This window comes from Salinarimonas rosea DSM 21201 (genome assembly GCF_000429045.1).
Taxonomy (GTDB): Bacteria; Pseudomonadota; Alphaproteobacteria; order Rhizobiales; family Beijerinckiaceae; genus Salinarimonas; species Salinarimonas rosea.
Window position 1 is genome coordinate 199385 of sequence record NZ_KE386842.1, and the last position, 21009, is coordinate 220393.

Below are 21009 nucleotides of genomic sequence, written 5' to 3' on the forward strand. Positions count from 1 at the left end.
CGGGGGAGGAGCGAGACGGCGGCCGCGCTCCCGCCCCATCGGGGCGGGGACGATCCGCGGGAGCGGATCAGGGGCGGGGTCCCCCGGCGCCGACGTGGGCGGTTTCGGCTGTCGCCGAACGCGCCTTCGGCGCACCCCCTCCGTCTCGTCGGCTCCGGCGCCGATCCACCTCCCCCGATGGGGGAGGTGCGAGACGGCGGCCGATCGGCTTGGTATACCGGGCTCGCCGCACGAAGGCCGACCGAAGGACCCACGCCCGATGCCCGCCCCCAGCCTCCTCCTCCTGAACGGCCGCGTCTTCGCCGGGCGCGCGGAGGGCGTCCACGAGGCGATCGCGCTCGCGGGGAACCGCGTCGCGGCGCTCGGCACGACGCGGGAGATCGCCGCGCTCGCCGGCCCGGGCACGCGCACGATCGACCTCGGCGGGCGGCTGGCGACGCCGGGGCTGATCGACGCGCACATGCATCTCCTGCCGCTCGGCCTGACCATGGTCGAGCTCGACCTGACCCCGCAGGCGGCGCCGACGCTCGACGCGCTCCTCGCCCGGGTGGCGGAGCGCGCGGCCGCCCTGCCGAAGGGCGCCTGGGTCCTGGCGCGGGGCTACGACCAGGCCCGCCTCGACGTCGGCCGCCATCCGACGCGCGACGAGCTGGACCGCGCGGCGCCGGACAACCCCGCCTACATCGTGCGGGCCTGCGGCCACGTCGCCATCTGCAACTCGCTGGCGCTGAGGCTCGCCGGCATCGACGAGACGAGCCGGGCGCCGCAGGGCGGGCTGATCGAGGCGGACGCGCACGGCCGCCTCACCGGCCTCCTCGCGGAGACCGCCCGCGACCCGGTGCGCGCGGCGATCCCCGACCCGTCGCAGGCGGAGCTCGTCGACGCGATCGAGCGCGCCGGGCGCGCCTGCCTCGGCCACGGCATCGTCGGGGTGATGGACGCGGCGGTGGGCATGCGCGCCGGCATGTCGGAGCTCGGCGCCTACGACGCGGCGCACGAAGCGGAACGGCTGCCGGTGCGCGTCTCGCAATGCCTGCTCGGCGGGCCCGGCGGCATCGCCGAGGCGGCCTACGAGGCGGGCTTCCGCCCCGGCCGGGGCGACGCGCGGCTGAAGGCCAAGCAGGTCAAGATCTTCACCGACGGCAGCGCCGGCGGGCGCACCGCGGCCATGAGCGCGCCCTATCTCGGCGCCCCCGAGACGCGCGGGCTCCTGTCGCTGACGGACGACGAGATGCGCGAATACACGCGTCGCTACCACGATCAGGGCTGGCAGCTCGCCGTGCACGCCATCGGCGACGCCGCCATCGAACAGACGCTGGACGCCATGGAGGCCGCGCTCGCCGCCGCGCCGGACCCGGACCGGCGCCATCGCATCGAGCATTGCGGCTTCGCCCGCCCGGACCAGACGGCGCGCATGGTGCGGCTCGGGATCGAGCCGGTGCCGCAGCCGGTCTTCCTGCACGATTTCGGCGACCTCTACGTCGACGTCCTCGGCGAGGCGCGTGCGCTCCCCTCCTACCCGACACGGACCTGGATCGAGGCGGGGCTCCACCCCGCCGCCTCGTCGGACGCGCCGGTCTGCGCGCTGGACCCGCGCCTGTCCCTCGAGGCGATGGTCACGCGGCGCACCCGCACCGGCCGCGTGATGGACGCGCGCGAGCGGGTCTCCCCCGACACCGCGCTCGCCGCCTTCACCGAGTTCGGCGCCTTCGTCGAGAAGGAGGAGGCCACGCGCGGGCGCCTCGCGCCCGGCATGCTGGCGGACGTCGCGGTGTTCACGCAGGACTTCCTCGCCGACCCCGACGCGGTGCGCGATACGCGTTGTGCCATGACCATCGTCGACGGCGCGATCGTTCACGAGAACGGGTGAGGCGTCGGACGCCGTGCGCGAGACGATCCCGATCACGGACCCGCACGACCCGCGCATCGGCGATTACCGGGCGATCCGCGAGAAGGATCTCGTCGGGCGGGCCGGCAAGTTCGTGATCGAGGGCGAGGTGGCGCTGCGCCTCGCCGCGCGGCGCGGGCGCTTCCCGCTCGCCTCGGTGCTCCTGTCGGAGAAGCGCGCGGCGCTGGCCGCGGCGATCCCCGAAAACGTGCCCGTCCACGTCGCGCCCCAGCCCGTGCTCGAGGCGATCGCCGGCTTCCCGATCCACCGCGGCGTGCTGGCCATCGGCCTGCGCGGCGCGGAGCCCGACCCGGCGACGCTGCTCGCGGGCCTGCCGCCGCGGGCGCTCGTCGTGGCGCTGATCGGGCTGACCAACCACGACAACGTCGGCGGCATCTTCCGCAACGCCGCCGCCTTCGGCGCCGACGCCGTGATCCTCGACGCCGAGACCTGCGACCCGCTCTACAGGAAGGCGATCCGCGTCTCCGCCGGCGGCGCGCTCCTCGTGCCCTTCGCCCGCGCGGGCGGACCGCTCGAGACCGTCTCGACGCTCGAGGAGGCGGGCTTCACGCCGCTCGCGCTCTCGCCGCGCGGGGAGGAGACGTTCGCCACGCTGGCCCGGCCGCGGCGCGCGGCGCTGGTGCTCGGCGCGGAGGGCCCGGGCCTGCCGGACGCGGTGCTCTCCCGCGCGCGCACGCTGCGCATCCCGATGGCGGGCGATTTCGACAGCCTCAACGTCGCGGTCACGAGCGGCATCGCGCTGCACGCCCTGGCGGGCGGCGGCTGAAGAGGTCCGTCGGGGCACATCTCGCCGCCGGGGTCGCCGTCTTCGGCTCGAATGCAACCTGAATTCACCCTTGGTTGGAGTGCTCGACGCCTCAAGGATGGCGAGTAGGTATATTTGCTTAAGTAATTATTCAGATGAATCCGTTAGAAATTAACTTGTCCTCCCCGGAGGCGTAGCAGCGCGGCGCGCGAAACACGCTCACGGAACGAGGATCGTCATGGTACGGCTTTCCCGTGACTGAGCTCGCGTTACGGCAACTCCCGGTCTCGAGGTCCCGGCTTCGGCACGGGCCGGGAGCGCCCTCGCCGGCCCGCGGACGACCGCGGGCCCCTTGATCTGCATTCCAGACGCGATGGAGTTCCCCCCGATGCTCGCTCTCAAGACCATGCGTTTCTCGTCGCAGGCGGGCGATGTCGGCCTCGATGCCCGCTTCGTCCTCGACGGCCTGCCGGACGCGGTGATGCTCTGCGAGGTGCCGAGCTTCGAGATCGTCTACGCCAACGAGGCCTCCCGCAAGCTCCTGCGCGCCATCGCCCACGAGCTCGACATCGACGTGGAGCGCATCGTCGGTACCTCGATCGACGTGTTTCACAAGCGCCCGGAGCACCAGCGCGCGCTCCTGTCGGACCCGCGGCGCCTGCCGCACACGGCCGACATCAAGCTCGGGCGCGAGCGCCTGTCGCTCAACATCGCCCCGGTCTTCGACGCACGCGGCCGCTACACGCACGCCTCGCTGACCTGGAACGTCACGACCAAGGCACTCGAGAAGGAAGCGGAGACGCAGCGCCTGCTGCAGATGATCGACGAGATGCCGATCGCGGTGATGACCTGCGACCCGGTCGACTTCAAGATCAACTACCTGAACAAGACCAGCCGCGAGACGCTGAAGCGGATCGAGCAGCATCTGCCGATCAAGGTCGACGAGATGATGGGCTCGACCGTCGACGTGTTCCACAAGAACCCGAGCCATCAGCACGGCATCCTGCGCGACCCCTCCCGCCTGCCGATGAACTCCAATATCCGCGTCGGCCCGGAGACGCTCAACCTCAAGGTCAGCGCCATGCGCGATGCGCAGGGCGCCTATATCGGCCCGATGGTCTCCTGGTCGATCGTCACCGACAACGTGCGCCTCGCAGCCGGCGTGACGCACACGGTCGATCAGCTGTCGGCGTCCTCGGCCACCATGGCGCAGTCGGCGTCGGGCATGGCGGAGACCGCCGAGCGGGCGCAGGCGATGGCGGCCTCGGTGTCCGCGGCGACCGAGGAGCTCGCCGCGTCGATCGGCGAGATCGCGACGCAGGTGGCGACCGCCACCGAGCTCGCCCGCGACGCCACCACCCAGTCGACCGGCGCGGACGGCATGGTCAAGCGCCTGGCGGAGGCAGCGGCGGCGATCGGCGGCATCACCGAGGTGATCCAGTCCATCGCGGCCCAGACCAACCTGCTCGCGCTCAACGCCACGATCGAGGCCGCACGCGCCGGCGAGGCGGGCCGCGGCTTCGCGGTGGTCGCCGCCGAGGTGAAGGCCCTCGCCACCCAGACGGCCAAGGCGACCGACGAGATCAAGGAGCGGATCGCCGGCATCCAGTCGATGACCGGCGACACGGTCGAGGTCATCGCCTCGGTCCGCTCCCAGATCGCGACGCTGAGCGAGACGTCCGACCAGATCGCCGCCGCGGTGGAGCAGCAGTCCGTCGCCGTGCGCGAGATCACCACCAACATGACCGGCGTCTCCGACGCCGCCGCCGACACCGGCCGCGCCGCCGCCTCGCTGAGCAGCGTCTCGAGCGATCTCGACAGCCAGACGGCCCAGCTCTCCTCCGAGGTGCAGAGCTTCATCACCAAGTCGCGGTGAGCGCGAGGGGCCCGCGGGACGGCCTGCGCGGCGTCCCCCGCCCCCTCGGCGGCCTCCGTCCCCGCTCCCCGTTCCCCGCTCCCAGTTTCCCGAGCGGGGCGATGTCCCGGGCGACCTACTCGCCGAGCCGGTAGGCCACGACCTGGTCGGCCACCTGGTCCTTGAGGATCGGGTTGCCGCCCACCGCGAAGACGACGTAGTCCGTCCCCTCGTGGGTGAACACCGCCGGAATCGAGACCGCCGGCGCATCGACGCGGTCCGACCAGATCTCCGCGCCCGTCGCGGCGTCGAGCGCGCGCACGCGGGCGTCCATCGAGGCCCCGATGAAGACGACGCCGCCGGCGGTGACCACCGGCCCGCCCAGCGTCGGCGTGCCCCAGTCGCGCAGCCCGTAGAAGCCCCAGTACTGGCCCATGCCGAAGGGCACCTCGTAGAGGCGCTCTCCCGTGCGCAGGTCGATCGCGGTGAAGGTGCCGAACGGCGGCTCCCAGCACGGGATGCCCGCCCAGTTGCTCCAGTCGGTCAGCAGGAAGCCGTAGGGCGAGCCCTCCTGGGGATAGTAGCCCTCCTCCGCGCCCGAGCCGCCGGCGATGCGCTCGTATTCCTCGCGCGGGATCAGCCTTATCGTCTGCACGACGCGCATCGCGTTGACGTAGAGGACGTCGTTGCGCGGATCCACGGCGACGCCGCCCCAGTTCGTCGCCCCGGCCGTCCCCGGGTACATCAGCGTCCCCTGCTCGGACGGCGGCGTGAAGATCCCCTCGTACCGGTACTGCTCGCGCTCGCGGGAGCATTGGCCGAGGCTCATCGCGTCCGCGAGCCACCACACCTCGGGCAGGTCGAGCGCGTCGCTGAGCGGCGCCGGCACGGTCGCGAAGGGCTGCGTGCCCGCGGCGACCTCGCCGGACGCGTTGCTGGGCGGCACCGTGCGCTCCTCGACCGGAAACAGCGGCTCGCCGGTGCGGCGATCGAGCACGAACAGGAAGCCCTGCTTCGTGGCCTGCACGAGCGCGGGGATCGTCTCGCCGCCCCGCTCGATGTCGACGAGGGTCGGCGCCGAGGGCGTGTCGTAGTCCCAGATGTCGTGGCGGACGTGCTGGAAGCTCCAGGCGATCTCGCCGGTCGCGACGTCGATCGCCGTCACGGAGGTCGCGAGCGGAACCGGGTCGGTGCGATCGCCGCCCCAGTAGTTCGGGCTCGGCGAGGAGACCGGCGCGTAGACGAGGCCGAGCTCGGGATCGACGGACATCGCCGTCCAGATGTTGGCCGTTCCCGTCCGCTCGATCATCGCCTCGGGAATGAACGCGGTCTCCCAGAGCAGCTCGCCGGTGCGCGCGTCGACGGCCAGCAGGTTCCCCGGGGGCGCGACGCTGTACTCCCAGTCCTTGCCGGCCCAGCCGAGCAGCAGAGTGTCGCCGACGACGGTGGGCGGCTGCAGGAGCGAGAACGGGAACTCGTCGTTCACGTCGTTCCACTGGTTGACGTTCAAGACGCCGCCCTCGCCGAAATCGGCGCAGGGCGTGCCGTCATCGGCATCGACCGCGTGCAGCGTGGCGTCCATCGTGCCGATGTAGACGCGCTTCTCGCAGGTCCCCTGCCCGCCGCTCTCCCAATAGGCGACGCCGCGGTTCTTCAAGGCGGGCTGCGTCAGCGCCTCCAGGGTGGAGCGCGTGTCGTAGCTCCAGATTTCCGACCCCGTCGCCGGGTCGAGCGCGATGATCCGGTAGAACGGCGTGCCGAGATAGAGCGTCTCGTTGGCGTAGACCGGCGTCGCCGACCACACGGTCGCCGGCAGCTCGCCGGAGCCGTCGGAGACGTCGCCGGTGCGGTATTCCCAGGCCCGCTCGAGCCGTCCGATGCTCTGCGGCGTGAAGCTCTCGACGTCGGCGAACTTCCGCGAGGCCAGATCCCCGTGGAAGGAGCGCCAGGCGGGCTGCTCGGCACGGGCCTGGAACGCACTGGCCGGGAGCGCGAGGAGCGATCCCGCGGCGAGCGAGGCGAGGAGGCCGAGGCGCGTCAGGGGAGCCTTGGAAGAGGCGGGCAGCACGCGCGCGACGACGAGCCCGCCGAACGCCACGATCATGGCCACGGCGAAGGCGTCCTGCATCAGGAACCAGGCGGCGAGCGCCGTGAGCAGCGCGCCGATCGCGAGGAGGACGTCGAGCGCGACGAGAAGGCCCGCGCGCATCGGCGCGAGCAGGGCGAGCAGCGCACCGGCGGCGACAGCGCAGGCGCCGACGAGGGCGAGCAACGCGCCGAGCGTCCCGTCGACGCCGGTCCGCGAGCCGAAATACGCCACGCCCGCGAGCGCCGCGCCGACGAGGGCGGGAACGAGTACCAGAGCGTAGCGGGTGCGCATCCGAGCCTCTCGAAAGTGGAGAAACTCGGCAACGCACCAGCACAGGAAGAGTTTCCCTCCCGGCCGGCGCTCAGCCCCGTCTCGGCGCCTCGCCCGGAGGCGTCACGGCCGATCCTCCGGCATGAAGTCGCCGCGCGCCGCCTTCACCTCCCGCACGAGGAAGTCCATCGTCGCTCGGATGCGGGCGATGTCCTTGAGGTCGGCGTGGACGATGAGCCAGTAGGAGCGCGAGAAGCTGGTCTTCTCCGGCAGGATCTGGACGAGGCGCGGGTCCTGCGCGGCGACGTAGTAGGGCAGCACGCACACGCCCGCCCCCGCCAGCGCCGCCTGCATCTGGGTGACGAGGGAGGACGACGCGATCTTGGCCCGCAGGCCCTTGTTGACCTCGTCGAGGTAATCGAGCTCGGGGGTGAAGATCAGGTCGTCGATGTAGCCGATGACCGGGTGGTCCTGGAGATCCTCGGGCGTCTCGATCGGCTTCGCCCGGTCGAGGTAGTCCCGGGTGGCGAAGACGCCGAGCTTGTAGTCGGTCAGGCGCCGCGCGACGATCTTCCCCTCCTTGGGCGGGGCCAGCGAGATCGCGATGTCGGCCTCGCGCTTCGAGAGCGAGAGCAGCCGCGGCATGGCGACGATCTGCAGCTCGAGGTCCGGGTACTGCTTGGCGAGGTCGGCCGTACGCGGGGCGAGGAACATGGTGCCGAAGCCGTCCGGCGCGCCGATGCGCACGGTGCCCGACAGCGCCAGGTCCGCCCCGCCGATCTCGGAGGAGACCGCGAGCGCCTGCGTCTCGATCGCCTCCGCCTTGGCGAGCAGCCGCTCGCCGTGCTCGGTCAGGGCGTAGCCCTGCGGGCGGCGCTCGAACAGCTTCGCCTTCAGCGCGTCCTCGAGCGCGGTGATCCGGCGCGAGACCGTGGCGTGGTCGGCGCCGAGCCGCCGCGCGGCGACGGTGAGACGGCCGACCCGCGCCACCGCGAGAAAGAAGCGCAGGTCGTCCCAATCGAAGCGACTCATGTTAGACTCCACCAGGCACCGGTCTCGAGCGGGACTCCCGGCGGGACGCACGGCCCCGTCCGCGGACGTTTCCCCCAGGGTGAGCACGCGTGCAGTTTCGCACGTGACGGCTTCGATTTCTCCTATAGCTGTGCAAATATCGCAAATGCTAACCGTATGCCGCGAGAGCAAGGGAGGCGTGCAACATGCGCACGGTCGGACATTTCATCGGTGGCCGCGAGGTCGAGGGTTCCTCGGGACGCTACGGCGACGTCTACGAGCCCATGACGGGCGAGGTGCGGGCCAAGGTCGCGCTCGCCACCCGTGACGAGGTCCGCGCCGCCGTCGAGAACGCCCTCGAGGCGCAGCCGGCCTGGGGCGCGACGAACCCGCAGCGCCGCGCGCGCGTGTTCATGAGGTTCATCGAGCTCCTGCATCGCGAGTACGACGCGCTGGCCGAGCTGCTCGCCCGCGAGCACGGCAAGACCATCCCCGACGCCAAGGGCGACATCCAGCGCGGGCTCGAGGTCTGCGAGTTCGTGCTCGGCATCGCCCACCTGCAGAAGGGCGAGTACACCGAGGGCGCGGGGCCCGGCATCGACATGTACTCGATGCGCCAGCCGCTGGGCGTGGTGGCCGGCATCACGCCGTTCAACTTCCCCGCCATGATCCCGATGTGGAAGTTCGCCCCGGCGATCGCCTGCGGCAACGCCTTCATCCTCAAGCCGTCCGAGCGCGACCCGGGCGTGCCGATGCGCCTCGCCGAGCTGATGATCGAGGCCGGCCTGCCGGCGGGCATCCTCAACGTCGTCAACGGCGACAAGGAGGCGGTGGACGCCGTCCTCGACGATCCGGACATCAAGGCGGTGGGCTTCGTCGGCTCCTCCGACATCGCGCACTACGTCTATTCCCGCGCGGCCGCGACCGGCAAGCGTGCACAGTGCTTCGGCGGCGCCAAGAACCACATGATCATCATGCCCGACGCGGACATGGACCAGACGGTCGACGCGCTGGTCGGCGCCGGCTACGGCTCGGCCGGCGAGCGCTGCATGGCGATCTCGGTCGCGGTCCCCGTCGGCAAGGCCACCGCCGACCGGCTGATGGAGAAGCTCGTCCCGCGCGTGGAGAGCCTCAAGGTCGGCCCCTCCACCGATCCCTCCGCCGACTTCGGCCCGATGGTGACGAAGGCCCACCTCGACAAGGTGCGCCGGTACGTCGACCTCGGCGTCGAGGAGGGCGCCAAGCTCGTGGTCGACGGCCGGGACTTCTCGCTGCAGGGCTACGAGAAGGGCTTCTACATGGGCGGCTGCCTGTTCGACGACGTGACGCCGGACATGCGCATCTACAAGGAGGAGATCTTCGGCCCGGTCCTCTCCGTGGTGCGGGCCAAGGACTACGACGAGGGCCTTCGCCTCGCCAACGATCACCAGTACGGCAACGGCGTCGCGATCTTCACCCGCGACGGCGACGCGGCCCGCGACTTCGCCGCCAAGGTCCAGGTCGGCATGGTCGGCATCAACGTGCCGATCCCGGTGCCGCTCGCCTACCACACGTTCGGCGGCTGGAAGCGCTCGGGCTTCGGCGACCTCAACCAGCACGGCCCGCACGCGATCCTGTTCTATACCAAGACCAAGACCGTGACCGCCCGCTGGCCCTCGGGCGTGAAGGAAGGCGCGGAGTTCTCGATCCCGACGATGCAGTGAGGGGCTCGCCTCCGGCGCCGGTGCCGCGTATGCTCCGGCGACCGGAGGTCCTCATGGGCTGCATGACCACGATCGACGGCGACGCGCTGTGGGCGAAGCACCTCGACGACGAGGTGCTCGCCGCTGCGATCCGCGGCATGCGTGAGGGCGAGGCGCTCACCCTGCTCGTCGCCGAGCGGCCGATCCGCTTCGTCAAGATGCGCAACGGACGCGACGGTCGACCGACCAACGCTCTCGAGCCGCTCGGGCAGGACAAGCCGCTCTGGGACGCGCTCCAGCGTCGACGCGGCGAGCCCGTCAGCGTCGCCCTGCCGCCGCGAACGACCGACCCGTATCTCCTCCATCTCGACGCACATCTACGGGAATGGGCATCCGCCGAGGACGAGGCCGCGTTCGATGAGCTTTGAGCGGTTCGACGTCGTCGTCGTCCCGTTTCCGTTCGTCGACATCGCAGTGTCCAAGCGGCGGCCGGTGGTCGTTCTCTCCGTCGGCCCCTTCAACGCAGCGCACGGGCATGTCGTCGTCGCGATGATCACCACGGCAGCCGCAGGCACGATTTCCTCCGACGTCAGGGTCACGGATCTGGCGGTTCGCGGCCTGACGCACCCCTGCGTCGTCCGTTGGAAGGTCTTCTCCATCGACAAGACGCTTGTCGGGCGCCGATTGGGAGCGCTTTGCGAAACGGACCGCACCTCGGTGGAGCACGGGCTTCGCTCGATGCTCATCGGGTGAACGCTGCGGCGTATCGTTGACGTGCCCAAAGGAGACGCTCATCGTGAGCGTCCCGTTTCATGAACGGAGGTCCGCCCCATGCCGACCAACGATCGCGAGGTCGAGCTTCGGCGAGCCGCAGTGCCGGATGCGCGTGCGCGCGCCATCCTGCGCGGGCGGGAGATCGCCGCGCAGGACCTTCGCGATGCGGGCGGAGCCTACGATCTCGAGCAGGTCAGGACCGTCCTCGGCGACATCTCACGGCAGATGGTCGCCCGCAAGGTCGAGGCGGGGCAGCTCCTCGCGGTGCCGGGCCCGAGCGGACAGCGGATCTATCCGACGTTCCAATTCGCGCCCGACGGATCGCTCCTGCCCAGCCTGCCCGCAATCCTCGCGGCGTTGCCGACGCGCGATCCCTGGGCCGTGCTCAACTTCCTCGTCAATTCCGACGAACGGCTCGACGAGCGTCGCCCCGTCGATCTGCTGCGGGAAGGGAAAAGCGCCGCCGTCTTGGCAGCCGCCGCTCACCTGGACGAGCAGGGCGCTTGAGGCGAAGCCGCCGAACGGCGCGCCCATTTCGCCATCGCGTGCGGATCGAACACCCGACCGCGCCCCGCCCCCCACGCTTGTCATCCCCGCCCCCACCCGCTAAGCCGCCCTCCTGCCCGCTCCGCACACAAGACGGCAACGGAGATCCCATGCGCGCCCTGCGTCTCCACGGCGACCGCGACCTCAGGCTCGAGAGCCTCGACGACCCGCCCGCCCCCGGGCCGGGGGAGGTGCAGGTGCGGGTGCGGGCGGTGGCGCTCAACTTCCTCGACGTGTGGGGCTTTCGCGGCATGGCCTTCGCCAAGCGCCGGCTGCCGCAGGTGGCGGGCGTCGAGGCGTCGGGCGAGGTCGTCGCCGTGGGCGAGGGCGTGTCCCGCTTCTCCGTCGGCGACGCCGTCGTGCCCTACGGCGCGGACACCTGCGGGGAGTGCCGCGCCTGCTGCGAAGGGCGCGACAATTTGTGCGAGAACGTCAAGGGCATCATGGGCTTCCATGTCGACGGCATGGCCCGCGAGCTGATGAACCGGCCCGAGCGGCTGCTCGTGAAGGTGCCCGCCGGCGTCGCCTTCGAGGACGCCGCCTGCGCCGCCATCGGCTTCGGCACGGTGCAGCACATGCTGTTCGACAACGCGAAGCTCGAGCCCGGCGAATCGATCCTCGTCCACGCCGGCGGCTCGGGCATCGGCACCGCCGCGATCAAGATGGCCAAGGCCATCGGCTGCACGGTCTACACGACCGTGGGCGACGACGAGAAGGGCGAGAAGGCGCGCGCGCTCGGCGCCGACCACGTGGTCAACTACCGCACCGAGCGCTTCGAGGGCGAGGTCCGCCGGCTGACCAAGCGCAAGGGCGTCGACGTCGTGTTCGAGCACGTGGGCGCCGACACCTGGAACGGCTCGCTCTTGTGCCTCAAGCGCGGCGGGCGCCTCGTCACCTGCGGCTCGACGTCGGGCGTCTCGACGCAGATGAACCTGATGCAGCTGTTCCAGCAGCAATACCGCATCTTCGGCTCCTTCGGCTGCTCGATGGCCAACATCGCGCAGTCGCTGGAGAAGATGGCGGGGGGCATGACCCCCGTGATCGACTCGACCTTCCCCCTCGCCGAGTTCCAGCAGGGGCTGGAGCGGCTGGAGGGGCGCAAGGTGTTCGGCAAGGTGGTGGTGACGCTGTAGCGGGCGGCGGCGCGGGGCGGCACCTTCGGCCTGGAGCAGCTTGACGCGACTACGTAACTCACGTATTCCTCTGGCTCCGTAAGTTACGTAGTCGCCGTCATGCATACGGTGTTGGAGACGAACGCGTTCAGGCGCGCCGCCGATCAGGTCGCTCTGTCCGAGGACGACCGTCTGCAGATCGCGGCGTTGGTCTCCGGGAACCCGACGATCGGAGACCTCATTCCTGGAACGGGTGGCGCACGCAAGTTCCGCTATGCGCCGCCGGGCCGCGGGAAGCGTGGGGGCTATCGCGTGATTTTCTACTTTGCTGCAGATGATGTCCCCGTGTTCCTGATGGATATCTATGCGAAAGGGGAGAAGATCACTTTGTCGAAAGGCGAATGCAACGCTCTAGCCAAGATACTCGGCAGCGTTGCCGAGGATTACCGGGCGTCTGCAAGTCAGAAGCTCAGGAAGCTTGTGGAGAGTTCGAGATGAGCAAGGCTGGAAAGCGGCTTCTCGGTGCCGCGCACGAGGTCGCGGCGATCGCGCGCGGGGAGATGCAGCCTGCACGCGTCCACCTGCCGGCCGACATCGACGTGAAGGCGATCCGCGGCGCGCTCGGCCTGTCGCAGGAGGACTTCGCGTCCTCGTTCGGTTTCACCGTCAACCAGATCCGGGACTGGGAGCAGGGGCGCTCTCGTCCGATCGGCGGCGTGCGTGCCTACCTGACGATCATCCGGACCGACCCTTCGAGCGTTCGCAGGCTCCTCGAGGAAACGCATCGGACAGCCGCCTGATCGTGCGGCATCGCACGAGTCCGCGGCGCCGGCACCGCCGCCTCGCTTGACCCCGCGCCCCCGATCGGCCAAACGGGCGCGCTCTCGATAATCCAGCAGGTCGTGGTGTCCGGTTTCCGTCTCCGTCTGGCTCGGCTCTCCGGGCGCGTTCTCGAAGGCCTGAGCGTCGCCGCGGTGCGGGCGGTGTTCGGCCTCGCCCGGCGGCTCGGGCCGGACCGGGCCGCGCGCGTCGGCGCCGCGATCACCCGCACGCTCGGGCCGCTCGTGCCGGCGCATCGCACCGCGCTCGCCAACGTCGCCGCCGCCTTCCCCGAGAAGTCGCCGGCGGAGCACCGCGCCATCGTGCGCGGCGCCTGGGACAACCTCGGCCGCACCGCGGCGGAATACGCCCATCTCGACACGATCTTCGACTTCGACCCCGAGAACCCCGCGGCCGGGCGCATCGAGGTCGAGGGCATCCCCTATTTCGAGGCGCTCCGCGACGACGGGCTGCCGGGCATCATCTTCTCGGCGCATCTCGCGAACTGGGAGCTGCCGGCGATCTGCGCCCAGCGCTACGGCCTCTCCGCCACCGCCGTCTTCCGGGCGCCGAACACGGCCGCCGTGGCGCGCGCGGTGATGGAGGTGCGCTCGCAGACCATGGGCGGGCTCGAGGCGGCGCGCCAGGGCGCGGCCTTCGCCATGGCCGGCGTGCTCGATCGCGGCGGGCACCTCGGCATGCTCGTCGACCAGCACTTCACCCGCGGCGTCGACGTGACCTTCCTCGGCATGCCGGCCAAGGCCAACCCGGTGCTCGGCAAGTTCGCGAAGCGCTTCGAGTGCCCGGTTCACGGCGTGCGGGTGATCCGGCTGCCGCAGGGCCGCTTCCGGCTCGAGCTGACGCCGCCGCTCGACCTGCCGCGGGACGCGGCCGGCGAGATCGACGTGCAGGGCGCCATGCAGGCGATGACGGACGTGGTCGAGGGCTGGGTGCGCGAGCATCCCGAGCAATGGCTCTGGCAGCACCGCCGCTGGCGGCCGGTGCCGAAGCGCGCGCGCTGACTCCCGCACGCGGGGCACCGCCGCTCACCGACGCCCTCGAGGCAACGTGAATTCGCCGTTCACCGCGTCCGTGCTTTAGATGTGCGCATGAAGCTCTCCTCCGCCTTCCTCGCGCTCGGCGCGACGCTCGCCGCCTGCCTGGCGCCGGCGAGCGGCGGCGCGCAGACGGCGCCGCGCGCCGTCGTCGAGCTGTTCACGAGCCAGGGATGCGCCTCCTGCCCGCCGGCGGACGCGGCGCTGGTCGAGATGGCGCGCGATCCCGATCTCCTGGCGCTGACGCTGCCGGTCGACTACTGGGACTATCTCGGCTGGGCCGACACGCTCGCCGATCCCGCCCACACCGCACGCCAGCGCGGCTATGCCGAGGCGCGGGGCGACCGCATGGTGTTCACGCCGCAGATGGTGGTGAACGGCACCTTCGCCTGCATCGGCTCGAAGCCCGCCGACGTCGCCGACGCCCTGGAGCGCGCCCGCGCGGAGGTCGCCGCCTCCGGCGAGCGGCTGCCCGTGCCGGTCGCCGTCGAGGTCGCCGCCGGCGAGGCGCGGATCGACGTCGGCGCGGGGACGGGCGACGCCGGCGCCCCGGCCGACGTCTGGCTCCTCGCGGTGGCTCGCGAGGAGGAGGTCGCCATCGGCCGCGGCGAGAATTCGGGGCGCCACGCGACCTACGCCAACGTGGTGCGCGGCATGACCAAGGTGGGCGAATGGACCGGCGAGGCGCGCACCTGGCGCCACGCGCTCGCCGGCCGGGGCGACTTCCACGTCGTCCTGGTGCAGACGCGCGACGGCGACCATCCCGGCCCGATCGTCGGAGCCGGCCGCAGCGACGCGCGCTGAGAGCCGCGCCGAGCCCACTCAATCGCGCGCGAACACCAATGTGCCGTCCTGCTCGCCGTCGTAGGTCGGATCGACCTCGTATCGCACGAGCAGGAAGCCGCCCTCCTCCTCGAGCAGGTAGACCGCGGACGCGTAGGCGTCGCCGAGGCCGCGCCAGGCGCTGTAGGTCGTGATCGCCCGCTTCTTGGGGTCGAACTCCGCGTTGACGAGGAGCGTGGTCGCCGAGAAGCCGTCGATCGTGACCGCGTCGGCCGCAGTCTGCTCCTCGTCGGCGTAGGCGATGGCGAGGTTCGGCTCGGCGAAGGCGACGGGCTCGAGGCCGTAGCCCTGGTCCAGGAAGAACGCGTTGACCGTATTGTAGGCGCCGCGCGTGCAGAGCGCACGATACAGCGTCGCCTCCTGCGGCTCGCTCGCCCAGGACGGGGTACGCACGATGGTCCAGGCCGCGATCTCCAGCGTCTCGATCGCCGGCGCCTCGGAGCCGGTGCACGCGCCCGCGTAGCCGCTCGCGAGCGCGGCCGCGATCGCGGCGGCGGCTTCGGGATCGGCCGTGCGCTCCGCCGCGACGACGGCGGGCAGCGCGAGGAGGCACGCGCCGCCCAACGCGGCCGCGGCGACGGAACGGTGAAAGCGGGTCACGACGGCGGTTCTCCGAGCGGGCGAACGACGCCGACGATGCCACGGCGGGCGACGGCTGTCATGCATCCTGCGCAGGGTCGCGGACCCGGTTTCCGCGTGACGCGGCTTCCGTCGCGACCTCGGGATGCTAAGCTCCCCCCGGCGGCTCGCGACCGGCCGCCCCAGAAAGGCCGCCTAGAGGCCGCCCCAGACTGAGGAGACCCCCATGCGCATCCCTCGAGACGCACGCGGACCCGCGCTCGCCACCGCGATCGCTGCCGCCCTGGCCTTGCCGGGCGCGGCGCTCGCCCAGATCGCCGATCTCGCCCCCGCGCCCGAAGCCGCGACCGGCGTGGCCGATGCCCGCGAGCCGGCGCGGGCCGAGCGCCGGATGGTGGCCGCCGCGAACCCGATCGCCGCCGAGGCGGGCCTCGCCATCCTGCGCGCCGGGGGCAGCGCGGTGGACGCCATGGTGACGACCCAGCTCGTCCTCAACATCGTCGAGCCGCAGAGCTCCGGCATCGGCGGCGGCGCCTTCCTGCTGCACTGGGACGCGGACCGCTCCGATCTCGTGACCCTCGACGGCCGCGAGACCGCTCCCGGGGCCGCGACGCCCGAGCGCTTCCTCGGCCCGGACGGCGAGCCGCGCCCGTTCATGGAGGCCGTGGTCGGCGGGCTCTCGGTGGGCGTGCCCGGCACGCCGGCGCTCCTCGCGGAGGCGCACGAACGCTTCGGCCGGCTGCCCTGGGAGAACCTGTTCACGATCCCGATCCGGCTCGCCCAGGACGGCTTTCCCGTCTCCGAGCGGCTCCACGCCCTACTCGACGGCGACCCGGCGCTGCGCGACGATCCCCGCGCCCGCGCCCTCTACTACGGGGAGGACGGCAGCCCGCTCCCCGTGGGCACGATGCTGAAGAACCCCGCGCTCGCCGAGACGCTGCGCGCGATGGCGGCCCGCGGCGTCTCCGCCTTCTACACGGGCGCCGTGGCGCAGGACATCGTCGACACGGTCCGGGGCCACCCGAGCAATCCCGGGGACATGACGCTCGACGACCTCGCCGGCTATCGCGTGGTCGAGCGCGAGCCGGTCTGCGTCCCCTATCGCGTCTACGAGGTCTGCGGCATGGGGCCGCCCTCCTCGGGCGCCATCGCGGTCGGGCAGATCCTCGGGCTCGTCGAGGGCTTCGACCTCGCCGCCATGGGCCCGGGGCCGGACGCGGCGCACGTGGTCTCCGAGGCGAGCCGCCTCGCCTTCGCGGACCGAAACCACTACGTCGCCGATTCCGACTTCGTCTCCGTGCCCGTCCGCGGCCTGCTCGACGAGGGCTACCTCGCCGAGCGCGCGGGGCTCATCGCCGACGACGCCTCGCTCGGGCAGGCCGAGCCCGGCGAGCCACCGTTCCTGCGCGAGGGGAGTCTCGCGCCCTCGATCGACCGCTCGACCGGCACGAGCCAGGTCTCGATCGTCGACGCCGACGGCAACGCCGTCTCGCTGACGACGACGATCGAGAGCGCCTTCGGCGCGCGGCTGATGACGCAGAGCGGCTTCCTGCTCAACAACGAGCTCACCGACTTCTCCTTCCGCCCGGAGGCGGACGGGCGGCCGGTGGGGAACCGGGTCGAGGCCGGCAAGCGGCCGCGCTCCTCGATGGCGCCGACGATCGTGCTCGACGCCTTCGGGCGGCTCTACGTCGTCGCCGGCTCGCCGGGCGGCAGCCGCATCATCGGCTACGTGACGAAGACGCTGATCGGCATCCTGGACTGGGGCCTCGACCCGCAGGCGGCCGCCGCCTTCCCCGGCTTCCTCTCGCGCAACGGGCCGACCGAGCTCGAGGAGGGCACCGCGGCCGCCGCGTGGGCGCAGGCGCTCGAGGCGCGCGGCCACGAGATCCGGCTCGCGGAGATGACGTCCGGCATCCACGCCATCGTCGTCACCCCGGCGGGCCTGCTGGGCGGCGCCGACCCGCGCCGGGAAGGCCTCGCCGTCGGCGACTGAGGAGCGATCGAGCCTGCGGGCCGCAAGGTTTCGTCAACCATGCGGCCCGATCCTCGTGCGATGAGACACGCACCGGCCCGCCTCCTCCCGCCCCTTCTCCTCGCCGCCGCCCTCGCGCTCCTGCCCGCGGGAGCCTCGGCACAGACCCTCGGCACGCTCGACCCGCGGCCGTGGCCGCCGCTGGCGAACCCGCAGGACCCCGCGCTCCCCGCCAAGGAGCTGTTCGGCCGTGCCGCCGAGCCCGCCCCGCTCGCGGCCCGCGCGCTCGGCTCCTACGCCGGCGGCTGCCTCGCCGGCGCCGTGGCGCTCCCCGTCGACGGGCCGGGCTGGCGGGTGATGCGCGTCTCGCGCAACCGCAACTGGGGCCACCCGGAGCTCGTCGCGCTGCTCGAGCGCCTCGCCGCGGCGACGCCGGAGGCGGTCGGCTGGCCCGGGCTCCTCGTCGGCGACCTCGCCCAGCCCCGGGGCGGTCCGATGATCTGGGGCCACGCCTCCCACCAGAACGGCCTCGACGCCGACGTCTGGCTCACCCCGATGCCGCAGGCCGGGGTCGACCGCGCCGCGCGCGAGACGATGATGGCGACCTCCGTCGTGCGTGCCGACCGCCGCGACGTCGATCCCGCGGTCTGGACGCCGGCCCACGCCCGCCTGATCGCGCTCGCCGCCCGCGAGCCGCGGGTCGAGCGGCTGTTCGTCAACGCCGCGATCAAGAAGGCGCTCTGCCGCGAGACCGAGGGCGACCGCTCCTGGCTCGGGAAGGTCCGCCCGATGTGGGGGCACGACTACCACATGCACATCCGCATCGGCTGCCCCGCGGGCGAGGACGGCTGCGAGCCGCAGGCCGCCGTCCCGCCGGGCGACGGCTGCGACGCGTCCCTCGACTGGTGGTTCAGCGACGAGGTGCTGAACCCGCGGCCCGGCGGCGGCGGGCGCCGCGAGAAGACGCTCGCCGACCTGCCGGACGCGTGCCGCCAGGTGCTGGTGACCCGGTGAGGCCGGGCGCAGCCGACCGTGCGGGTGGCGCGCGTGCGGGCTCAATCGGGAGTCATCCCGATGGCCGGTCTCCGTGCCGGCGCTACACTGCGGCGGGAACGCGGACCCGATGGAGGGATGGACCATGAGCGAGAACGGCACCGACGTGGAGGGAGAGTTCCTGCTGCCCATGCCCGAGGGGGCCGAGGCGCGCCCGTTCGTGCTCGCCTTCGTGGAGAAGACCGCCTGGGACCGGCTGCAGGGCGCGGATCTCGTCTTCTCGGAGGCGGTCGGCGGGCTCGAGGTCCACGAGGTGCGCGAGAAGGTCGAGGCGTCGGGCGGCAGCGGCACCGCGGGAATCGACACCACGTTCAGCTTCTGACGTGATCCTCGTCGTCTCCCACCTGCACGAGCCCTCGGTGAACGGCGTCGTGCGCGGCCTGGAGGCGCGCGGCGCGCCGTGGGCGCGCGTCAATACCGAGGAGTTCCCCCTGTTCCGCGCCGGGCGCATCGTGCTCGACGGGGCCGAGCCCTACGGGCTGATCGAGACCGATCGCGGTCGCGTCGACACCCGCGCCGTCTCGGCGGTGTGGATGCGCCGCGCCGCGCGGCCGGCGGTGCCGCGCGGCTTTCGTCCCAAGGACAAGGGCTTCATCGTCGACGAGGCGAGCGCCTTCCTGCACGGCTTCCTCGACCTCGTCGGCGGCGTCTTCGTGAACCCGCGCGAGGCCGAGCGGCGGGCCCGCAAGGTGCCGCAGCTGGCTCTGGCGCGCCGTTGCGGCTTCACGGTGCCCCGCACGCTCGTGACCAACGACGCGCAGGCGGTCCGCGCCTTCGTCGCCGAGGCCGCGGGACCCGTCGTCTTCAAGCCGCTCTCCGGCGTCACGTCGGGGGGCGCGGACTTCGCCCGCGCGCTCGAGCAGCGGTTCGGCGAGGCCGTCGAGGTGGAGCCGGAAAGCGCGCAGGCCACCGGAACGGCGGAGCTGGTCTTCAGCCAGATCCTCACGCCCGAGAGGGCCGCGCAGCTCGACGCCCTGCGCTACGCTCCCGTGATCTTCCAGGACTACGTCGAGAAGGCGTTCGACGTCCGGATCACCTACGTGGCCGGGCGGATCTTCGCCTGCCGGATCCACTCGCAGGAGGCCGGGGACACGGCGGTCGACTTCCGCCGCATGGCCCTGCGCCCGCGTGTCGAGGACGTGCGGCATGCACTGTTCGATCCTCCGGCTGCGCTGGCGGAGGGGATCGACGCCTTCATGCGCGCCGCGGGCCTGGTCTTCGGCTGTCTCGACTTCGTCGAGACGCCGGACGGCGATTTCGTCTTCCTCGAGGTGAACCCGAGCGGGCAATGGCTGTGGATCGAGCAATTGACCGGGGCGCCGATCACGGCGGCCCTCGTCGATGCGCTCTGCGCGTAAACGGGTGGCACCGGCGCCGATGGGCGCCTATCGAGGCGGCCCGACCACCGCTGCGGACCACGAGGCCCCCCGATGCCCGCCAACGTCATGTCCGCCCGCCAATGGGCGATGCTCGTGCTCCTCGCGCTCGTGTGGGGCGGGTCGTTCTTCTTCAACGCGGTGGCGGTGGCGGAGCTGCCGCCGCTGACCGTCGTCGCCGTGCGGGTCGCCGTGGCGGCGCTCGCGCTGCAGATCGTGCTCGCCGCGCGGGGGCAGCGGCTGCCGCTGCGCGGCCCGGTGCTCGTCGCCTTCCTCGTCATGGGGGTCCTCAACAACGCCGTGCCGTTCACCCTCATCGTCTGGGGACAGACGCACATCGCCTCCGGCCTCGCCGCGATCCTCAATGCCACGACGCCGCTGTTCGCGGTCATCGTGGCGCACGCCTTCACCCGCGACGAGCGCATCACGCCGCTTCGGCTGGCCGGCGTCGCGGTGGGCTTCGTCGGCGTCGTCGCCATGATCGGGCCCGCCGCGCTTTCCGGGCTCGGCGAGAGCGTCGCCGCGCAGCTCGCCTGCCTCGCGGCGGCCGTCTCCTACGCCGTATCGGGCGTCTACGGCCGGCGCTTCGCCGACCTCGGCGTGGCGCCGATGGCGACGGCGGCGGGCATGCTCGCCGCCTCCGCCCTCGTGCTCGTGCCGCTCGCGCTCGCGATCGACCGGCCTTTCGCCCTCCCGGCGCCCGGCCTCGCGACGGTCGCGTCCCTCGCGGGCGTGGCGCTGGTCTCCACGGCCTTCGCCTACATCCTCTATTTCCGCCTGCTCGCCACCGCGGGCGCGACGAACCTCCTCCTCGTCACCTTCCTCGTGCCGGTGAGCGCGATCCTGCTCGGCGTCCTCGTGCTGGGCGAGACGCTGGCGCCCAAGCACCTCGTCGGCATGGCCCTGATCGGTCTCGGGCTCGCCGCGATCGACGGCCGGCTGCCGCGCGCGGCCGCGGCACGGTGGGTGCGGGCGAGATAAATAGACGACGTATCTTGCTCTCCTGCGTGTGCTGCTCGACAAGGATCGGCCTGCAGCCTTTCCGGGCCGAGCGGGCCGCGGCACGCCCCGGAGTTTCCGCGGCTACGCCCGGCGAGGCGGCGGCCGTGCGCGTGACGGTGCACGGCCAATCCGAGCCGGCGGGCGGAAAGGAGGCTGTCATGACCAGCTTCGAGCTTGCGGTCGTCGTGCTCATGATCGCGCAGATCATGGCCACGCTCCTCGTCGGCACTGTGCGCTGAGGCCGCGAACGGAGACGCCGAGCCCCCGGGAGGGCTCGGCGTCTCTTCTTCGGCGAAGGCGAGCGTCGCAACGCC

At 72.1% G+C, this 21009-nt stretch carries 21 protein-coding genes; 18 read left to right on the forward strand and 3 right to left on the reverse strand.

What is annotated here, in order from left to right; genetic code table 11:
* Window positions 1-259: 259 nt before the first annotated feature.
* The 3 genes from G407_RS0124235 to G407_RS0124245 all read left to right on the forward strand — a co-directional run bounded on the left by G407_RS0124235 (window position 260) and on the right by G407_RS0124245 (window position 4530).
* Window positions 260-1870 (forward strand): amidohydrolase, encoded by a 1611-nt coding sequence (locus tag G407_RS0124235; RefSeq protein ID WP_029032885.1) that lies wholly within the window; start codon window positions 260-262, stop codon window positions 1868-1870.
* Between the two features lie 13 nt (window positions 1871-1883).
* Window positions 1884-2675: a TrmH family RNA methyltransferase gene (locus tag G407_RS0124240; RefSeq protein WP_029032886.1), complete on the forward strand. Its 792-nt coding sequence runs from the start codon at window positions 1884-1886 to the stop codon at window positions 2673-2675.
* Between the two features lie 367 nt (window positions 2676-3042).
* On the forward strand, window positions 3043-4530 hold the full coding sequence (locus G407_RS0124245; protein WP_169728831.1) for a methyl-accepting chemotaxis protein: 1488 nt from the start codon (window positions 3043-3045) through the stop codon (window positions 4528-4530).
* 115 nt (window positions 4531-4645) lie between these two features.
* Here G407_RS0124245 and G407_RS0124250 read toward each other — a convergent pair whose 3' ends face one another.
* Together G407_RS0124250 and G407_RS0124255 are read right to left on the reverse strand one after the other, a co-directional pair.
* Window positions 4646-6889, reverse strand: a complete 2244-nt coding sequence (locus G407_RS0124250) for an outer membrane protein assembly factor BamB family protein (protein ID WP_084327782.1) — start codon at window positions 6887-6889, stop codon at window positions 4646-4648.
* A gap of 102 nt (window positions 6890-6991) precedes the next feature.
* Window positions 6992-7900, reverse strand: coding sequence for a LysR family transcriptional regulator (locus tag G407_RS0124255; RefSeq protein WP_029032889.1), 909 nt, complete (start codon window positions 7898-7900; stop codon window positions 6992-6994).
* A 185-nt stretch (window positions 7901-8085) separates the two neighbouring features.
* Between G407_RS0124255 and G407_RS0124260 the strand changes: the two genes are divergently transcribed.
* The 9 genes from G407_RS0124260 (at window position 8086) to G407_RS0124300 (ending at window position 14671) form a co-directional block, all read left to right on the forward strand.
* Entirely contained in the window at window positions 8086-9582 is a 1497-nt protein-coding gene (locus G407_RS0124260; RefSeq protein WP_029032890.1) for a CoA-acylating methylmalonate-semialdehyde dehydrogenase, read from the forward strand.
* Window positions 9583-9644: 62 nt separating this feature from the next.
* A complete protein-coding gene (locus G407_RS0124265; protein WP_210163158.1) occupies window positions 9645-9989 on the forward strand; it encodes a hypothetical protein in 345 nt (114 codons plus the stop codon).
* A complete protein-coding gene (locus G407_RS0124270) occupies window positions 9979-10314 on the forward strand; it encodes a type II toxin-antitoxin system PemK/MazF family toxin (protein ID WP_029032892.1) in 336 nt (111 codons plus the stop codon). The genes G407_RS0124265 and G407_RS0124270 overlap by 11 nt, the downstream gene beginning before the upstream one ends.
* 78 nt (window positions 10315-10392) lie before the next feature.
* The gene (locus G407_RS29860) at window positions 10393-10842 is read left to right on the forward strand and encodes a hypothetical protein (RefSeq protein ID WP_052341845.1); all 450 of its coding nucleotides are present in this window, start codon (window positions 10393-10395) and stop codon (window positions 10840-10842) included.
* 149 nt (window positions 10843-10991) lie between these two features.
* Window positions 10992-12014, forward strand: a complete 1023-nt coding sequence (locus G407_RS0124280; RefSeq protein WP_029032893.1) for a zinc-binding dehydrogenase — start codon at window positions 10992-10994, stop codon at window positions 12012-12014.
* Between the two features lie 99 nt (window positions 12015-12113).
* A complete protein-coding gene (locus G407_RS0124285) occupies window positions 12114-12491 on the forward strand; it encodes a type II toxin-antitoxin system RelE/ParE family toxin (protein ID WP_029032894.1) in 378 nt (125 codons plus the stop codon).
* The gene (locus tag G407_RS0124290; protein WP_029032895.1) at window positions 12488-12793 is read left to right on the forward strand and encodes a helix-turn-helix domain-containing protein; all 306 of its coding nucleotides are present in this window, start codon (window positions 12488-12490) and stop codon (window positions 12791-12793) included. Before G407_RS0124285 ends, G407_RS0124290 begins: the two co-directional genes overlap by 4 nt.
* Window positions 12794-12898: 105 nt before the next feature.
* Window positions 12899-13834 (forward strand): lipid A biosynthesis lauroyl acyltransferase, encoded by a 936-nt coding sequence (locus tag G407_RS29865; protein ID WP_043540514.1) that lies wholly within the window; start codon window positions 12899-12901, stop codon window positions 13832-13834.
* 87 nt (window positions 13835-13921) lie between these two features.
* On the forward strand, window positions 13922-14671 hold the full coding sequence (locus G407_RS0124300) for a DUF1223 domain-containing protein (RefSeq protein ID WP_029032896.1): 750 nt from the start codon (window positions 13922-13924) through the stop codon (window positions 14669-14671).
* Between the two features lie 18 nt (window positions 14672-14689).
* On the opposite strand, the gene G407_RS30845 is transcribed toward G407_RS0124300, so the two are convergent.
* Window positions 14690-15310 carry a DUF1176 domain-containing protein gene (locus G407_RS30845; RefSeq protein WP_029032897.1) on the reverse strand — a complete coding sequence of 207 codons (621 nt, stop codon included), beginning with the start codon at window positions 15308-15310 and terminating at the stop codon, window positions 14690-14692.
* Between the two features lie 205 nt (window positions 15311-15515).
* On the opposite strand from G407_RS30845, the gene ggt reads away from it, so the two are divergent.
* The 6 genes from ggt to G407_RS32785 all read left to right on the forward strand — a co-directional run bounded on the left by ggt (window position 15516) and on the right by G407_RS32785 (window position 20934).
* Window positions 15516-17285 (forward strand): gamma-glutamyltransferase, encoded by a 1770-nt coding sequence (ggt, locus tag G407_RS0124310; RefSeq protein WP_029032898.1) that lies wholly within the window; start codon window positions 15516-15518, stop codon window positions 17283-17285.
* Between the two features lie 60 nt (window positions 17286-17345).
* Window positions 17346-18278 carry a penicillin-insensitive murein endopeptidase gene (gene mepA / locus G407_RS0124315; RefSeq protein ID WP_029032899.1) on the forward strand — a complete coding sequence of 311 codons (933 nt, stop codon included), beginning with the start codon at window positions 17346-17348 and terminating at the stop codon, window positions 18276-18278.
* Between the two features lie 124 nt (window positions 18279-18402).
* Window positions 18403-18639 (forward strand): hypothetical protein, encoded by a 237-nt coding sequence (locus G407_RS0124320; RefSeq protein ID WP_156917706.1) that lies wholly within the window; start codon window positions 18403-18405, stop codon window positions 18637-18639.
* Window position 18640: 1 nt separating this feature from the next.
* Complete coding sequence (locus G407_RS0124325; protein WP_029032901.1) at window positions 18641-19675, forward strand: MvdC/MvdD family ATP grasp protein; 1035 nt, start codon at window positions 18641-18643, stop codon at window positions 19673-19675.
* Between the two features lie 72 nt (window positions 19676-19747).
* On the forward strand, window positions 19748-20674 hold the full coding sequence (locus tag G407_RS0124330) for a DMT family transporter (protein WP_029032902.1): 927 nt from the start codon (window positions 19748-19750) through the stop codon (window positions 20672-20674).
* Window positions 20675-20799: 125 nt separating this feature from the next.
* Complete coding sequence (locus tag G407_RS32785; RefSeq protein ID WP_280742988.1) at window positions 20800-20934, forward strand: hypothetical protein; 135 nt, start codon at window positions 20800-20802, stop codon at window positions 20932-20934.
* The last annotated feature ends 75 nt before the right edge of the window (window positions 20935-21009 follow it).

Bases quoted from the DNA above. Each gene is read 5' to 3' on its own strand.
- G407_RS29860 (WP_052341845.1), top strand. From the start codon at position 10,393: ATGCCGACCAACGATCGCGAGGTCGAGCTTCGGCGAGCCGCAGTGCCG.
- G407_RS0124265 (WP_210163158.1), top strand. From the start codon at position 9,645: ATGACCACGATCGACGGCGACGCGCTGTGGGCGAAGCACCTCGACGAC.
- G407_RS0124320 (WP_156917706.1), top strand. From the start codon at position 18,403: ATGAGCGAGAACGGCACCGACGTGGAGGGAGAGTTCCTGCTGCCCATG.
- G407_RS0124255 (WP_029032889.1), bottom strand. From the start codon at position 7,900: ATGAGTCGCTTCGATTGGGACGACCTGCGCTTCTTTCTCGCGGTGGCG.
- G407_RS0124285 (WP_029032894.1), top strand. From the start codon at position 12,114: ATGCATACGGTGTTGGAGACGAACGCGTTCAGGCGCGCCGCCGATCAG.
- G407_RS0124300 (WP_029032896.1), top strand. From the start codon at position 13,922: ATGAAGCTCTCCTCCGCCTTCCTCGCGCTCGGCGCGACGCTCGCCGCC.
- G407_RS0124245 (WP_169728831.1), top strand. From the start codon at position 3,043: ATGCTCGCTCTCAAGACCATGCGTTTCTCGTCGCAGGCGGGCGATGTC.
- ggt (WP_029032898.1), top strand. From the start codon at position 15,516: ATGCGCATCCCTCGAGACGCACGCGGACCCGCGCTCGCCACCGCGATC.
- G407_RS0124250 (WP_084327782.1), bottom strand. From the start codon at position 6,889: ATGCGCACCCGCTACGCTCTGGTACTCGTTCCCGCCCTCGTCGGCGCG.
- G407_RS0124260 (WP_029032890.1), top strand. From the start codon at position 8,086: ATGCGCACGGTCGGACATTTCATCGGTGGCCGCGAGGTCGAGGGTTCC.
- G407_RS0124290 (WP_029032895.1), top strand. From the start codon at position 12,488: ATGAGCAAGGCTGGAAAGCGGCTTCTCGGTGCCGCGCACGAGGTCGCG.
- G407_RS0124235 (WP_029032885.1), top strand. From the start codon at position 260: ATGCCCGCCCCCAGCCTCCTCCTCCTGAACGGCCGCGTCTTCGCCGGG.
- G407_RS0124280 (WP_029032893.1), top strand. From the start codon at position 10,992: ATGCGCGCCCTGCGTCTCCACGGCGACCGCGACCTCAGGCTCGAGAGC.
- mepA (WP_029032899.1), top strand. From the start codon at position 17,346: ATGAGACACGCACCGGCCCGCCTCCTCCCGCCCCTTCTCCTCGCCGCC.
- G407_RS0124270 (WP_029032892.1), top strand. From the start codon at position 9,979: ATGAGCTTTGAGCGGTTCGACGTCGTCGTCGTCCCGTTTCCGTTCGTC.
- G407_RS0124330 (WP_029032902.1), top strand. From the start codon at position 19,748: ATGCCCGCCAACGTCATGTCCGCCCGCCAATGGGCGATGCTCGTGCTC.